This window comes from Rhizobium sp. RSm-3 (genome assembly GCF_001854685.1).
Lineage (GTDB): Bacteria > Pseudomonadota > Alphaproteobacteria > Rhizobiales > Rhizobiaceae > Rhizobium > Rhizobium ecuadorense.
In genome coordinates this window covers 238,655-254,752 of record NZ_MAWZ01000046.1, presented here as the reverse complement: position 1 = coordinate 254,752, position 16,098 = coordinate 238,655, and the positions used below count along the sequence as shown (strand labels likewise).

11 protein-coding genes are annotated in these 16,098 nt (G+C 62.9%); 4 read left to right on the top strand and 7 right to left on the bottom strand.

From position 1 onward, the window contains the following. Positions 1-74: 74 nt before the first annotated feature. The 4 genes from BBJ66_RS26470 to BBJ66_RS26455 are packed head-to-tail and all read left to right on the top strand — an operon-like array spanning position 75 to position 4,394. The gene (locus tag BBJ66_RS26470) at positions 75-416 is read left to right on the top strand and encodes a sarcosine oxidase subunit delta (RefSeq protein ID WP_071091008.1); all 342 of its coding nucleotides are present in this window, start codon (positions 75-77) and stop codon (positions 414-416) included. Next, positions 413-3,406: a sarcosine oxidase subunit alpha gene (locus tag BBJ66_RS26465; RefSeq protein ID WP_071091006.1), complete on the top strand. Its 2,994-nt coding sequence runs from the start codon at positions 413-415 to the stop codon at positions 3,404-3,406. Before BBJ66_RS26470 ends, BBJ66_RS26465 begins: the two co-directional genes overlap by 4 nt. Then, positions 3,399-3,947: a sarcosine oxidase subunit gamma gene (locus tag BBJ66_RS26460; protein WP_049734735.1), complete on the top strand. Its 549-nt coding sequence runs from the start codon at positions 3,399-3,401 to the stop codon at positions 3,945-3,947. Before BBJ66_RS26465 ends, BBJ66_RS26460 begins: the two co-directional genes overlap by 8 nt. 48 nt (positions 3,948-3,995) lie before the next feature. Beyond that, entirely contained in the window at positions 3,996-4,394 is a 399-nt protein-coding gene (locus BBJ66_RS26455) for a VOC family protein (RefSeq protein ID WP_071091002.1), read from the top strand. A gap of 15 nt (positions 4,395-4,409) precedes the next feature. On the opposite strand, the gene BBJ66_RS26450 is transcribed toward BBJ66_RS26455, so the two are convergent. The 7 genes from BBJ66_RS26450 to BBJ66_RS26420 form a co-directional block, all read right to left on the bottom strand. Then, on the bottom strand, positions 4,410-4,898 hold the full coding sequence (locus tag BBJ66_RS26450) for a MaoC family dehydratase (protein WP_071090999.1): 489 nt from the start codon (positions 4,896-4,898) through the stop codon (positions 4,410-4,412). An 89-nt stretch (positions 4,899-4,987) separates the two neighbouring features. Further along, positions 4,988-6,967, bottom strand: coding sequence for a glycogen debranching protein GlgX (gene glgX / locus BBJ66_RS26445; protein WP_071090996.1), 1,980 nt, complete (start codon positions 6,965-6,967; stop codon positions 4,988-4,990). Positions 6,968-6,979: 12 nt separating this feature from the next. After that, complete coding sequence (locus BBJ66_RS26440; RefSeq protein ID WP_071090993.1) at positions 6,980-8,611, bottom strand: alpha-D-glucose phosphate-specific phosphoglucomutase; 1,632 nt, start codon at positions 8,609-8,611, stop codon at positions 6,980-6,982. 6 nt (positions 8,612-8,617) lie between these two features. Further along, entirely contained in the window at positions 8,618-10,060 is a 1,443-nt protein-coding gene (gene glgA / locus BBJ66_RS26435) for a glycogen synthase GlgA (RefSeq protein WP_049734730.1), read from the bottom strand. Between the two features lie 3 nt (positions 10,061-10,063). Further along, on the bottom strand, positions 10,064-11,326 hold the full coding sequence (glgC, locus tag BBJ66_RS26430) for a glucose-1-phosphate adenylyltransferase (protein WP_049734729.1): 1,263 nt from the start codon (positions 11,324-11,326) through the stop codon (positions 10,064-10,066). Positions 11,327-11,344: 18 nt separating this feature from the next. Next, positions 11,345-13,552 carry a 1,4-alpha-glucan branching protein GlgB gene (glgB, locus tag BBJ66_RS26425; protein WP_049734728.1) on the bottom strand — a complete coding sequence of 736 codons (2,208 nt, stop codon included), beginning with the start codon at positions 13,550-13,552 and terminating at the stop codon, positions 11,345-11,347. After that, a complete protein-coding gene (locus BBJ66_RS26420) occupies positions 13,549-16,011 on the bottom strand; it encodes a glycogen/starch/alpha-glucan phosphorylase (RefSeq protein ID WP_049734727.1) in 2,463 nt (820 codons plus the stop codon). Before BBJ66_RS26420 ends, glgB begins: the two co-directional genes overlap by 4 nt. Between the last annotated feature and the right edge of the window lie 87 nt (positions 16,012-16,098).

The window sequence follows — 16,098 nt, the reverse complement described above, 5'->3', positions numbered from 1 at the left end:
GTCGCTCACCCCCTCATCCGCCTTGCAGGCACCTTCTCCCCGCTGGGGAGAAGGGGAGGAGAAGGAAATCCTACATGCTGCTGATCCATTGCCCTTACTGTCAGGAAGAGCGCTCGGAGCTTGAATTCCGCGGCGCGGGTGACGCGCATATCGTGCGGCCCGCCGATATCGCCTCCGTCTCGGACGAGGAATTCGAGGCCTATTTCTTTCTGCGCGACAATCCGAAAGGCCTGATCTTCGAACGCTGGCGGCACATTCACGGCTGCGGGCGCTTCTTCAACGCGGCGCGCGATACGGTGAGCGACAAGTTCATCGTGACCTACAAGACGGGTGAGCCGAAGCCTGAGATCGGTGCGGCGGCCGAGAAGCATGCGCCTGTCGAGACATATGAAGCCGTGGAAGGAGAGGCGCAATGAGCGGCGTGAACCGTATCGTCGGCAAGGGGCGCCTGACGCCGGCCAAAACCGCGCGCTTCAGCTTCGACGGCGAGACCTATGCCGCGCTCGAAGGCGATACCGTCGCCTCGGCGCTGATCGCCCACGGTGTGCATCTTCTGGGACGTTCGTTCAAATATCACCGGGCTCGCGGTATTCTTTCGGCCGGCGCCGAGGAGCCGAACGCGCTGATCGACGTCGCCCGCGATAAGGCGCGCAAGCAGCCGAACGTGCGCGCCACGGTGCAGGAAGTCTTCGACGGCATGATCGTCAACTCGCAGAATCGCTGGCCCTCGCTCGCCTTCGATGTCGGCGCGGTCAACAATCTGATGTCGCCGTTCTTCGCCGCCGGCTTCTACTACAAGACCTTCATGTGGCCGCGTGCCGCCTGGAAAAGCGTCTACGAACCGCTCATCCGTCGTGCCGCCGGCCTTGGCGTCGCGCCGACGGAAGAGGATCCGGATCATTATGCCAGCCGTTATGCTCATTGCGACGTGCTGGTGGTCGGCGCCGGCGTTGCCGGGCTTTCGGCGGCCCTGGCCGCGGCCGCGGCCGGTGCCAAGGTGATCCTCTGTGACGAGCAGGCGGAAGTCGGCGGCGCCTTGCGCTACGATGCCGGCGTGACGATCGACGGCCAGGAGGGTTATGCCTGGGCGCAGAAGGCCGTGGCGCGGCTGAAGGCGATGGACAACGTCGAAGTGCTGGTGCGCACGACCGCCTTCGGCTACTACAACCACAATTTCGTCGCTCTCGCCGAGCGCGTGACGGATCATATCGCCAAGCCTTCTCAAGATCTGCCGCGCGAGCGGCTCTGGCAGGTGCGGGCCAAACGGGTGATCCTCGCCAACGGCGCGATCGAGCGGCACATGGTATTTCCGAACAACGACCGGCCGGGCATCATGCTGGCTTCGGCAGGGCGGATGTATCTCAATCATTACGGCGTCGCGGTCGGAACCAAGGTCGGCATCTATACGGCGCATGACTCGGCCTATGAGGCGGCTTTCGATCTGAAACGAGCCGGTGTTTCGATCGCCGCCATCGTCGATTGCAGGCAGGCGCCGGGAGCGGCGGTGCTGGAGGAGGCGCGTGCGCTCGGCATCGACGTCCTGACCGGGCAGTCGGTGATCAACACGGCGGGGCGGCTGCGCATCTCGTCGATGACGGTGGCGCGCAACGGCGGCGGTTCGCCGCGCAAGATCGCGGTCGATGCGTTGCTGGTTTCGGCCGGCTGGACGCCGTCGGTGCATCTGTTCTCGCAGTCGCGTGGCAAAGTGGCCTTCGATGCCGAAAGCCAGCGATTCCTGCCCGGCACTTACGCGCAGGACTGCCTTTCGGTCGGTGCCTGCAACGGCACGGACGATTTGCAGCGGACGATCGAGGAATCGCTTGCCGCCGGCGAGCTGATGGCGCAGGCCACCGGCAGAAGCAGCGGCGAGAAGATCGCAATTTCGGCCGAGCAGGCCTATGAATGGACGGGCGGCATGATCGGCGCTGCCGAAGGCGCCGGCCCGAAGACCAACGCCAAGGCCTTCATCGATTTCCAGCACGACGTCTGCGCCAAGGATATCCGCCTTGCCGTGCGCGAGGGCATGCATTCGATCGAGCATATCAAGCGCTTCACGACCAACGGCATGGCCTCCGACCAGGGCAAGCTTTCCAACATGCACGGCCTGGCGATCGCCGCCGAAATGCTCGGCAAGGAAATCCCGCAGGTCGGTCTCACCACTTTCCGTGCGCCCTATACGCCGGTTACCTACGGTACGCTGATCGGCCATTCGCGCGGAGAGCTGTTCGATCCGACGCGCAAGACGCCGCTGCACAACTGGGAAAAAGCGCATGGCGCCGTCTTCGAAGATGTTGGCAACTGGAAGCGTGCCTGGTTCTATCCGCAGGCGGGTGAGAACATGCACCAGGCGGTCGCCCGCGAATGCCGCACAGCCCGAGAGTCGGCCGGTATTTTCGACGCTTCGACGCTTGGCAAGATCGAGGTGGTCGGACCGGATGCGGCGAAGTTCCTCAACCTCATCTACACCAATGCCTGGGACACGCTGAAGCCGGGCAAGGCCCGCTACGGCATCATGACCCGCGAAGACGGCTTCGTTTATGACGACGGCGTCGTCGGGCGACTGGCCGAGGATCGTTTCCATGTGACGACGACAACCGGCGGAGCGCCGCGCGTTCTTCACCACATGGAAGATTACCTGCAGACGGAATTCCCGGACCTGAAGGTATGGCTGACCTCGGTGACCGAGCAATGGGCGGTGATTGCCGTGCAGGGACCGAAGGCGCGCGAGATCGTCGAGCCGCTGGTCGAAGGGGTCGATCTTTCGAACGAGGCCTTCCCGCATATGAGCGTTGCCGAGTGCACGGTCTGCGGCGTGCCGGCGCGGCTCTTCCGGGTCTCCTTCACCGGCGAAATCGGTTTCGAAATCAACGTGCCGGCCGATTATGGCCAGTCGGTGCTCGAAGCCGTCTGGGCCAATGCCGAGCCGCTCGGCGCCTGCGTCTACGGCACGGAGACGATGCACGTTCTGCGCGCCGAGAAGGGCTACATCATCGTCGGCCAGGATACTGACGGGACGGTTACCCCGGATGACGCGGGCGTTGCCTGGGCCGTTTCGAAGAAGAAGAAGGACTTTGTCGGCATTCGCGGGTTGCAGCGTCCTGATCTCATCAAGGAAGGGCGCAAGCAGCTCGTCGGCCTTGTCACCAAGGATCCGAAGCTGGTGCTCGAGGAAGGCGCGCAGGTCGTCGCGAACCCGAACGAGCCGAAGCCGATGACCATGCTCGGCCACGTCACCTCGTCCTACTGGTCGGAAAACTGCGGCCGGTCGATTGCCTTCGCGCTCGTCGCCGGCGGCCGGGCGCGGATGGGCGAGACGCTCTACGTGCCGATGCCGGATCGGACGATCGCCGTCGAGGTGACGGATCTGGTGTTCTTTGACAAGGAAGGAGGCCGCATCCATGGCTGATGTCGCAATTCGCAAGCCTGTGCTTGCCGGCCGTCTCGGCGGCTCCGCCACGGTTCGGTTGACCATCGCACCCACCGCAAGCCGGGTGGCGCTGCGCGCGCCGGCGGGTTCGCTTGCCGCGCTTTCCAAAGCGCTCGGCCTGTCCGTCCCGACCGTCCCGAAAACATCGGGGCGGGCCGGCGCCCGATCGGTGCTCTGGATCGGGCCAGACGAATGGCTTGTCATCGACGAGGACGGGGCCGATCTGATGACGGTGCTTTCCGGGGTCAGTGCCGTGCATTCGGCGACCGACGTTTCGCACCGCAATCTCGCGATCATCGTCTCGGGACCGGGTGCGGAAAAAACGCTTGCCGCCGGCTGCCCGCAGGATCTGTCGTTGTCTTCCTTCCCGGTCGGAGCCGCGTCGCGCACGATCCTCGGCAAGGCGGAGATCGTGCTTCTGCGCACGGATAAAGACACGTTCCGGGTGGAGTGCTGGCGGTCGTTTTCGGACTTCGTCTTCGGGCTGCTGAACGAGGCGGCTCATGATGCCGGCCATTGAGGCCGGGCTAATCCTGCCTTCATAGGCGACTATTCGAGAGAGAGACGAATGCTGCACCATGCCTCCCTCGGCGTTTCCGATATCGAGCGGTCGGCGGCATTTTACGATGCCGCCCTTGGTGCTCTCGGCTATGTCAGGGTCTGGGAGGATATCAGGCCGGGGCAGACGGGACAGGCGGTCGGCTACGGCCTTCCCGGCGGCGGAGACAAACTGGCGATCAAACATCGGCCGGATGGCCAGCGCCCGGCCGGCCCGGGTTTTCATCTGGCCTTTGCCGCTGCGAGCCGCGAGGCGGTCGATCACTTCCATGCCGCGGCAATCGCGCATGGCGGCGATGACAATGGTGGTCCAGGCTTGCGCCCTCACTACGGCGAACACTATTATGCGGCGTTCGTGATGGATCCGGACGGGCACGCACTTGAAGCCGTCTGCAAGTCGGCCGAGTAGCAGACGGCATTTTGCTCAAACGTCCTCGGGACGGTCCTTTGGGTCGAACTGGATGATGGTGATCCATCTTGCCGTCAGCGCCGGCTTCTTCTCGTTTTCGATCTCGATCAAGGCGTCATAGGTGGTCATCAGCATGCCGCCGCCGCGGAAGCGGGCGTCGGCGAGCAGGAAGCGGCCGCGGACGCGGGCGCCGCTCTTCACCGGCGTCATGAAGCGGACGCGATCGAAGCCGTAATTGATGCCCATGGTCTGCTCGCGCACTTTCGGCAAGCAATTGTAATTCATCGTCGACAGCAGCGACAACGTCAGGAAGCCATGGGCGATGGTGCCGCCGAAGGGGCTTTCTGCCGCCGCGCGCTTGGGATCGACATGAATGAACTGATGGTCGTCGGTTGCCCCTGCAAAGGCGTCGATCATTGTCTGGTCGACGGTGATCCAGTCCGAAAGGCCCGTTTCCATGCCGATCAGTCCCCGCACGTCGGAGAGTGAAATTTCCGTGACCATGAATTCCTCGTGAGATAGGCCGCCGGCTCAAGCCTTATCGTGCATTTATGACGATTGCGACAAGGATTTGCCCAGGTGGACCGAGGGGGTCAGTTTTCGACGAAAAAGGCGACGGAGCGTGGCTCGACGGTAACGCTGGCACCGGCTTTTTTCGTTCCCTCCGGCGTCAGCTGCCGCCAGGCCGCCTCGCCTTCCGAGGGAAGCGTGAAGATCTGGCGGCGGTCCGACCGGTTGAAGAGCACGGCAAGCCGGGTCTGCCTGCCGCGCGCGGAGCGGTCGCCGGTTGAAAGCAGCATGCCGAGGGTGGAAAGCGACGGCGTCTCCCATTCGGCGACGGTCATCGGTTCACCCGAAAGCGAAATCCATTCGACATCGCCGTTTCCCGACAGGAAGCCGGTTTCGGAGAAGACCGTGAAGCGGCGGCGCAGCCCTGATACAAAGGCGGTATGGGCGACGAGATCCTCGTTTAACGCCATCCAATCCAGCCAGGTGATCTCGTTGTCCTGGCAATAGGCGTTGTTGTTGCCGCGCTGGCTGCGGCCGCCCTCATCGCCCGCCGTCAGCATGATGCTGCCGCGGGTGGCAAAGAGCGTCGATATCAGCGCCATCACATCGTCCTGGCGACGTTTGCGGATGGAGGGATAGACCGTCTCCCCCTCGACGCCGTTGTTCCAGGAATGGTTCTCGTTGTGGCCGTCACGATTGTGCTCGCCATTGGCGTCATTGTGCTTGCCGGCGTAGGAAACGAGATCGGTCAGCGTGAAACCGTCATGGGCAGCGAGGAAATTGATGCTGCGCGTTCCCTTGCCGTCGTTGCGGGAGAAGATGTCGGAGGAACCGGCGAGCGCGGTCGCGAGCGCCCCGGTCTTCCAATCGTCGCCGCGCCAGTAGCAGCGCAGATCGTCACGAACCCGGTCGTTCCATTCCAGGAAGGGCGGCGGAAAATTGCCGAGCTGATAACCGCCCGGGCCGATATCCCAGGGCTCGGCAATCATGATCCGGTCGGCAAGCACATTGTCGGAAAGGATCGCGGCCAGCGTTCCGCCGTCGCGCTCGAAGCCTGTCGCGGTGCGGCCGAGCACCGGGGCGAGATCGAAGCGAAAACCGTCGACGCCTGAATTGAGCACGAAATGGCGCAGGCTGTCGATGACGAGACGGCGAACCTCGGGATGATCGCAGGCGAGCGTGTTGCCGGTGCCGGTGTCGTTGACGAGTTCGCTGGGGCCGGTCCGGGCGTGGCGATAATAATGCAGGTTGTCGAGGCCGCGCAGCGACAGCGTCGTGCCGTAACGGTCGCTCTCGCCTGTATGGTTGAAGACGAGGTCGAGGATGACCGCGATGCCTTCGGCATGCAAGGCCGTGACCGTTTCGCGCAACTCCCCCATGCCGCCCGGCGCCAGCCGCGGATCGAGCGCCATGAAGGCGACCGGATTGTAGCCCCAGCCGTTGGTAAGGCCGAGCGGTGGCAGGTGGCGCTCATCGATCCAGGCGGTGATCGGCATCAGTTCGATGGCGTCGACACCGATCCGCTTCAGATGCGCGATGACCGAGGGGTGGGCAAGAGCTGCGACCGTGCCGCGCTGAGCCTCCGGCACGTCGGGATGGAGGATGGTGAAGGGCCGGACAGCCACCTCGTAAATGAAGCCGCCCGGTTTGAAGAGCGGCTTGGCGATTGCGGCGCGTGTATCGGTGGTGACGATTGCCTTCGGCATCAGATCCTGGCTGTCCTCGCCATAGATGCCGAGGCGGGGATCGTAGCGGAACGGCCTGTCGATCTCCTTGGCATAGGGGTCGATCAGCAGTTTGGAGGGATCAAACCAGAGGCCGCTGTCGGGGGCGTAGATGCCGTCGGCGCGGTATCCGTAGCGCGCGCCCGCCTTCAGCCCGTCGACGAACAGACGATGGACGTGATTGCTGTCGCGCGCCATCGGCAGGCGCGCGAATTCCCTGTTGCCGTCATCCTCGAAGAGGCAGAGTTCGATCTGTGCGGCATGATGCGACCACACGGCAAATTCGACGCCGGTCTCAAAGACGATCGCGCCGCTTTGCGCCGAACTCTCTCCCCGCATATTCCCCCCGGATCAGGTGATCACGGTTGGCGCATCGCGTCCCGTGCGTTCACGAATGCTGGCAATGCTTTCGGCGGCGGCGATCAGATCGGCGAGCGCTTCCTGCGTTTCGATATTGTGGCGAGTCGAATCCGGCTCGTAGCGCTCGATATAGACACGCAAGGTTGCGCCAGACGTGCCGGTGCCGGACAGACGGAAGACGACGCGGGAGCCGCCGGCAAAGAGCACGCGGACACCCTGATGCTCGCTCACCGATTTGTCGATCGGGTCGTGATAGGCGAAGTCGTCGGCTTTTTCGACCTTCAGGCTGCCGAAGCTCTTGCCGGGCAGGCTGGAAAGCTGGCTGCGAAGATTGTCGACCAGGCCGTTCGCCGCATCGGTGTCGAGGCCTTCGTAGTCATGGCGCGAATAATAGTTGCGGCCGTAGGTCTGCCAGTGCTGGGTGACGATATCGGCGACGCTCTCGCCGCGCACGGCAAGGATGTTCAGCCACAGCAGCACCGCCCAGAGGCCGTCCTTTTCGCGGACGTGACTGGAGCCGGTGCCGGAGCTTTCCTCACCGCAGATCGTCGCCATGCCGGCGTCGAGCAGATTGCCGAAGAACTTCCAGCCGGTCGGCGTTTCGTACATGCCGATGCCGCGCTTTTCGGCGACGCGGTCGGCAGCACCCGATGTCGGCATCGAGCGGGCGATGCCGGCCAGGCCGCCGGAATAGCCGGGGGCGAGATTGGCGTTGGCGGCCAGAATCGCCAAGCTGTCGGAAGGGGTGACGAAGATGCCGCGGCCGATGATCAGATTGCGGTCGCCGTCGCCGTCGGAAGCAGCGCCGAAATCGGGCGCGTCGTCGCCCATCATCTCATCGAAGAGTTCCTTGCAGTGAACCGGGTTCGGGTCCGGATGATGGCCGCCGAAATCCGGCAGCGGCATGAAATTGCGCACCGAGCCCAGGGGAGCGCCGAGACGATTTTCGAAGATTTCCTTGGCATAGGGGCCGGTGACGGCGCTCATCCCGTCGAAGGCAATGCGGAAGCCGAGGCTGATCAGATTGCGGATGGCGCCGAAATCGAACAGCTCTTCCATCAGCGCGGCATAGTCCTCGACCGGGTCGATGACCGAGAGGATCATGCCGCCGGGAAGCTCGTCCTTGCCGATGCGGTCGAGATTGACGTCGGCGAAATCGGCGATCTTGTAGCTGTCGATCGTCTTCGAGCGCGCATACATCGCGTCGGTGATCTTCTCCGGCGCCGGGCCGCCATTGTTGATGTTGTATTTGATGCCGAAGTCTTCGGTCGGGCCGCCGGGATTGTGGCTGGCGGAGAGGATGATGCCGCCGAAAGCCTTGTATTTGCGGATGATGTGGGAAGCGGCCGGCGTCGACAGGATGCCGCCCTTGCCGACCATGACCTTGCCGAAGCCATTGGCGGCGGCCATCTTGATCGCCTTCTGGATGACTTCGCGATTGTAATAGCGTCCGTCGCCGCCGATGACGAGGCACTTGCCCTGAAAGCCTTCCAGCGAATCGAAGATCGACTGGATGAAGTTCTCCGCGTAGTTCGGCTGCTGGAAGACCGGAACCTTCTTGCGCAGGCCCGACGTGCCGGGTTTCTGGTCCAGATAGGGCGTGGTGGGTACGGACTTGTTCATTTTAGTTCACATGCCTTTCGAGACGAGGCTTGAATAGAGGGCAGCGTAGCGTTCGGCGCTCTTCTCCCAGGAGACATCCGATTTCATGCCTTGCTTTTGCAATTGGGTCCAGAGTTTTCGGTCCGCGTAAAAATGCATCGCACGGCGGATTGCCTGTAGCATGCCCGTTTCCGTCACGGGTGAAAATTGTATGCCGGTTGCCACTTTCGCCGCAAGCGCGGCGTGATTGGCGTCGATCACCGTGTCGTTCAGCCCGCCGGTGCGGGCGACGATCGGCACGCAGCCGTAACGCAGGCCGTAAAGCTGGGTCAGGCCGCAGGGTTCGAAACGCGAGGGGATGATGATCGCGTCGCAGCCGGCCTGCATCAGGTGCGACATCGGCTCGTTATAGCCGATCGAGACGCCGATGCGGCCGGGATGGCGGCTGGCGGAGGCAAGCAGTGCGCCTTCGAGTGCGGCTTCGCCGGAGCCGAGCACGACGAGCTTGCCGCCCATGGCGACGATTTCGTCGGCGACATTGGCGACGATATCCATGCCCTTCTGCCAGGTGAGCCGACTGATGACGCAGAAGATCGGGGCGTCGTCATTGTCGAGATGGAAGAATTCGGCGATCGAGCGGCGGTTCTCCTCGCGGTTCTTCAGCGTCGTCGGGCCATAATGGGTGTGGACGACAGGATCGGTCGCCGGATTCCAGATATCGGTGTCGATGCCGTTGACGATGCCGTGAAGATCATCGATGCGGCTGGCGATGACACCGTCGAGCCCCATGCCGAATTCCGGCGTCAGAATCTCGTCGGCATAGGTCGGGCTGACCGTGGTGATCGCGTGGGCGGTCTGCAGGCCGCCCTTGAGGTAGCCGACCGTGCCATAATATTCGATGCTGTCAGTGGCAAAGGCATGGGCGGGCAGGCGCAGGCCGGGAAAGATCTCGGGGCCGAACTGGCCCTGGAAGGCGATGTTGTGGATGGTCAGCACGCTCGGCAGTTCCGGCGTCGGATAGTAGCGCATATAGACCGAGGTCAGCGCCGCCTGCCAATCATGCGTGTGGACGAGATCCGGCCGCCAGCCGGGCAGAAGGCCGGCGGCGATCTCGGAGGCCGCGAGCGACAGAGCGGCGAAACGCCGCCAGTTATCCGGATAGTCCTTGCCGAGCGGATCGACATAGGGGCCGCCCGGCCTGTCGTAATAGGCTGGCGCATCGAGAATGAGCAGATCGAGGCCCTCGTGCTGGACCTCCAGCACGGTCGCCGGCTCGCCGAGCAGATCGGGGAATTCGAGCCTGACGACCGGGTCGCGAATGACTTTCATCACGGCGGGATAGCCGGGCAGAAGGGTCTTGGTCTCGACCCCGAAGGCTTTGAGAGCGATTGGCAGGGCGCCTGACACATCGGCCAGGCCCCCCGTCTTGATCAAAGGGAAGACTTCGGATGAAACCGAAAGAACTTTCATAAGTCAGATATCCAGCTTGTCGATCATCGGTTGGGTGATCAGGCAGATGCCGCTTTCCGTCCGCCGGAAGCGCTTGGCGTCGAGCTCGGCGTCCTCGCCGACGACCAAGCCTTCCGGAATGACGACACCATGGTCGATCACCACATTTTTGAGCTGCGCCCGCCGCCCGATCTTGACGTTCGGCAGGATGACCGCCCCTTCCAGTTTGGAGAAGGAGTTGGCCCTGACGCCGGTGAAGAGCAGGCTGTTGTTGAGGCTGGCGCCGGAGATGATGCAGTCGCCCGAGACCACGGAGGAGGTGGCCGAGCCGCGGCGGTCCTCATCGTCATGGACGAATTTCGCCGGCGGGGTGATCTCGGCATAGGTCCAGATCGGCCAGGACTTGTCGTAGATGTCGAGCTCGGGAACGATCGCCGTCAGGTCGATATTGGCCTGCCAATAGGCGTCGATCGTGCCGACGTCGCGCCAGTAGGGCTCGTGCTCGAAATCGGAGCGGACGCAGGACTTGGCGAAGCGGTGGGCGACCGCCTTACCGTGCTCGACGATATAGGGGATGATGTCCTTGCCGAAGTCGCGGCTCGAGTTCGGGTCGGCGGCGTCGCGGCGCAGCGCATCGAGCAGGAACTTGGTGTGGAAGACGTAGATGCCCATCGAGGCGAGGGCGAAATCCGGCTTGTCGGGAATGGGCGGCGGATCGGCCGGCTTCTCGACGAAGGCGATGATCTCGTCCTTATCGTTGACATGCATGACGCCGAAGCCCACCGCCTCCATGCGCGGCACTTCCAGGCAGCCGATGGTGACGTCGGCGCCGGAATCGACGTGCTGCTGCAGCATCCATTCATAGTCCATCTTGTAGACGTGGTCGCCGGCGAGAATAACCATGTACTCGACACCGTAATCCTCGATGATGTCGATGTTCTGGTAGACGGCGTCGGCGGTGCCCTCATACCACTGCGTTTCCGAAACGCGCTGGCTGGCCGGCAGGATGTCAAAGCTCTCGTTACGCTCAGGGCGGAAGAAGTTCCAACCGCGCTGCATGTGGCGGATCAGCGAATGCGCCTTGTATTGCGTCGCGACGCCGATGCGGCGGATGCCTGAATTCAGGGCGTTCGACAGGGCGAAATCGATGATGCGGGCCTTGCCGCCGAAATAGACGGCGGGCTTGGCGCGCCGGTCGGTGAGTTCCTTGAGACGGCTCCCCCTGCCGCCGGCCAGAACATAAGCCATTGCATCGCGGGCAAGTGGCTGAACACGCTTTTCTACCATTTTCTCCTCCCACCAGTACTAATTTTCAGGTTCAAGCATGATTGTCGCCAAGGGCGGCAAGGTGATCGAGCAGGTGATGTCGCCGCCGGCATCGACGGCCTGCACGCGCCCGCCATTGCCCTTGCCGCTGCCGCCATAGATGTCGGCATCGGTGTTCAGGATTTCCCGCCAGCGGCCTGCGGACGGCAGGCGGATCGTGTAGTTCTCGCGGTAGACGGGGGTGAAATTGGTGATGACGGCGACCGGCTTCTGGCCCGGCGCCTTGCGCAGCCAGGCAAAGACCGAATTCTGGTGGTCGTCGGCGACCAGCCATTCGAAACCTTCGCCCTCGCAGTCACGCTCATGCAGCGCCGGCTTGCTGCGATAGGTGAAGTTGAGATCGCGCACCAGGCGCCGCATGCCCTCGTGCATGCGGTATTGAAGCAGGTTCCAGTCGAGCGATTTCGCCTCGCTCCATTCGCTCCACTGGGCGAATTCCTGGCCCATGAACAGCAGCTTCTTGCCGGGATAGCCCCACATATAGGCGTAGTAGGCGCGCAGATTGGCGAATTTCTGCCAGTCGTCGCCCGGCATCTTGGCGATCAGCGAGCCTTTGCCATGGACAACCTCGTCATGCGAGAGCGGCAGGACGAAATTTTCCGAATAGGCGTAGAGCAGGCCGAAGGTAAGTTCGTTGTGATGGTGCCTGCGGTGTATCGGATCGCGGCTCATATAGCTCAGCGTGTCGTGCATGAAGCCCATGTTCCACTTGAAGCCGAAGCCGAGGCCGCCTTCATGCACGGGCTGCGAGACCTTCGGCCAGGAGGTCGATTCCTCGGCGATGGTCATGACGTTGGAATGATTGCCGTAGATGCGGGTGTTGAGATCCTGCAGGAAGCGGACCGCTTCGAGGTTCTCGTTGCCGCCATATTCGTTCGGGATCCATTCGCCGTGTTTGCGGGAATAATCGAGGTAGAGCATCGAGGCGACGGCATCGACGCGCAGACCGTCGAGATGGAATTTCTCGGCCCAGTAGAGCGCATTGTTGACGAGATAGGAAACGACCTCGGTGCGGCCGAAATTGTAGATCGCCGTGCTCCAGTCCGGGTGGAAGCCCTTGCGCGGGTCTTCGTGCTCGTAGAGCGCCGTGCCGTCGAACCAGCCGAGGCCGTGCTCGTCGGTCGGGAAATGCGCCGGCACCCAGTCGAGGATGACGCCGATGCCGACCTTGTGGCAGCCGTTGACGAAACGAGCGAAACCTTCCGGCTCACCGAACCGGGCGGTCGGTGCGTAGAGGCCCGTCGTCTGGTAACCCCAGGAGGGGTCATAGGGATGCTCGGTAATCGGCAGGAATTCGATATGGGTGAAGCCCATGTCGGCGCAATAGGGGATGAGGCTGGAGGCCAGCTCGTCCCAGGACAGCATCGTGCCATCATCCCGGCGCCGCCAGGAGGCGGCATGCACCTCGTAGATCGAGATCGGCTGGCGACGCTTGTCGGTCTCGCGCCAGTGCTTCAGATGGGCTTCGTCTTCCCACTCCTGCTCCAGATCGGCGGCGGTGATCGAGGCGGTCTTCGGCCGGAGCTCGCTGCGGCGGGCGAAGGGATCGGCCTTCAGCGGCAGCAGCACGCCGTCCTGGCCGCGGATCTCGAATTTGTAGGCAACGCCGATCGGGACGTCAGGGGCAAAGATCTCCCAGATGCCGCTATCGGAGCGGAAGCGCATGACGTGGCGGCGGCCGTCCCAATTGTTGAAATCGCCGACGACGGAAACGCGCTGCGCATTCGGGGCCCAGACGGCGAAATGAATGCCCTGGGCGCCGTCATGCTTGATGAGGTGGGCGCCCATCTTGTCGAACAGGCGCAGATGCGAGCCCTGGCGGGCGAAATAATCGTCCATCGGCCCGAGCACCGGACCGAAACTGTAAGGATCGGTGACGGCCCATTCGGCATCGCCGCGCCGAGCGCGGTAGCGCACCGGCTGGAGCTTGGTGAGGGAAACTGGGCCGGCGAAGAAGCCGTCGGCATGGAGCTGTTTCAGTTCGCCGACGGCGCTGCCGTCGAGCGCCATGGCGGTCACTTCCTCCGCGCCCGGGATGAAACACCTGGCGACGAAGGCGTCGCCTGCCTGATGCACCCCTAGGACGGCAAAGGGATTGGAATGCGAGCCGGCAAGGATCGCCGCGATTTCATCTGCCGAAATTTCCCAGGAAAGCTTTACTTCAGGGACGTTTTTCGGCGTTTTCATCCGGCTCTCCAGATTTCGTCTGCATATTGCCTGATCGTACGGTCGGACGAGAACCAGCCCATCCGCGCCGTGTTGTTGATCGTCTTGGTGTACCAGGCGGACTGGTCGGTCCAGATCTGATCGACTTCGCGCTGGGCCTGGGCGTAGGCGTCGAAATCGGCGGCGACCATGAACCAGTCATGCGAATAGATGCCGTCGATCAGCGAGGTGTAGCGATTGCGGTCGTCGGGCGAGAAGACGCCCGAGCCGATGGCTGAGAGCGCCTGCGCGAGTTCGCGCGATCCCTCGATGATGGCGCGGGGATTGTGACCGTCGCTGCGGACCTTTGAGACCTCGTCGGCCGTGAGGCCGAAGATGACGATGTTGTCTTCACCGACATTGTCGCGCATCTCGACATTGGCGCCGTCGAGCGTGCCGATGGTCAGCGCACCGTTGAGGCCGAACTTCATGTTGCCGGTACCGGATGCTTCCATGCCGGCGGTCGAGATCTGTTCGGAGAGGTCGGCGGCCGGAACCATGACTTCGGCAAGCGAGACGTTGTAATTCGGCACGAAGACGACCTTCAACAGGCCGCGCACCGACGGGTCGTTGTTGATCGTGCGGGCGACGTCGTTGATCAGCTTGATGATCAGCTTGGCATTGTAATAACTCGGCGCAGCCTTGCCGGCGAAGAGTTTCACGCGCGGCACCCAGTCGAGTTCGGGGTGCGAACGGATCTGGTCGTAGAGGGCGACGGCCTCGATAATGTTTAGCAGCTGGCGCTTGTATTCATGGATGCGCTTGATCTGGATGTCGAATATCGCCGACGGATCGAGCTTGACGCCCATGCGGCTGGCGACGAGGTTGGAGAGTGCCACTTTGTTGGCCCGCTTCACCGCTGCGAACTTCTCCTGGAAGCTCGGATCCGAAGCATGCGCCTCGAGCGGGCGCAGCTTCTCGGCATCGTCGAGGAATTCGTCGCCGATCGCCTCGCGGATCAGGCCGGTGAGACCGGGATTGCACTGCTGCAGCCAGCGGCGCGGCGTGATGCCGTTGGTCTTGTTGTTGATGCGATCGGGATAGAGCTTGTGCAGGTCAGCAAAGACCGTGACCTTCATCAGGTCGGTGTGCAGGGCGGAGACGCCGTTGATCGAATGCGAGCCGACGAAAGCAAGGTTGCCCATGCGCACGCGGCGGTCGCCACTTTCATCGATCAGCGAGATCGAGCGGATTTCCCCATCGGAGAAGTTTTTGCCTTTGCGCGCGTCGAGCAGAATCTTGGCGTTGATCGCATAGATGATCTGCATGTGGCGCGGCAGCAGACGTTCGAACAGCGGCACCGCCCAGCTTTCCAGTGCTTCCGGCAGAAGCGTGTGGTTGGTGTAGGAGAAGGTCCGGCGGGTGATGTCCCAGGCCTGGTCGAAATCCATCCCGTGGACGTCACAGAGCAGACGCACGAGTTCGGCCACCGAGACGGCGGGATGGGTGTCGTTCAGCTGGATCGCCACCTTATCCGGCAGCGAGGTGAAATCGTCATATTGCTGCAGATGACGGCGCAGAATGTCCTGCAGCGAGGCCGACGAGAAGAAGAATTCCTGGCGCAGGCGCAGTTCCTGGCCGGCCGGCGTGGCGTCGGCAGGATAGAGAACCCGGGTCAGGCTTTCGGCCTTGTTGCTTTCGCGCAGCGCACCGATGTGGTCGCCGGCATTGAAGGCATCCAGCAGGATCGGATCGATCGGCTGCGCCGACCAGAGGCGCAGCGTGTTGACGCGCTTGCCACGCCAGCCGACGGCCGGCGTGTCGAAGGCGGCGGCGATGACACGCTCGGCCGGTTTCCAGACGTAGCGCGGCTGGTCGTCATGGGTCGTGATGAATTCGACCGCGCCGCCGAAGCCGATTTCATAGGCGCTCTCGCGGCGCTCGAACTCCCAGGGATTGCCGTGGGCGAGCCAGTTTTCCGGCAGTTCCACCTGCCAGCCATCGGCCAGCTGCTGGCGGAAGAGGCCGTGCACATAGCGGATGCCGTAGCCGTAGGCGGGTACATCAACCGTTGCCATGCTCTCCATGAAACAGGCGGCGAGACGCCCGAGGCCGCCATTGCCGAGTGCGGCATCGGGCTCGAGGCCGGCAATGACGTTGACGTCGACGCCGAGCGAGGCGAGCGCATCGCGCACCTCTTCCATCAGGCCGAGATTCGAGACGGCATCGCGCATCAGGCGACCGATCAGGAATTCGAGAGACAGATAATAGACGCGCTTGGCGCCAGTTGCATAAACCTCGCGGGTGGAGGCCATCCATCTGTCGATGATGCGGTCGCGCACCACCAGGATCGTCGCCGTCAGCCAGTCATGCGGCTTTGCCACCTTGGCGTCCTTGCCGATGCGGTAGGTCAGGCGTTCGATGATTTCTTCGGCGAGAATTTCCGGCTTCGAGCTGCGCGGGGCGGGGGAAGGGATAACCGGCTTGGAAACGGTGTTCATTGTCAGATCTCGCCAATTTTAATTTGGTTTCAGGGTGTTATGCCTGATCTAATCGATTTGTCGCTTGCACTGCCCCCAGTTTATGCA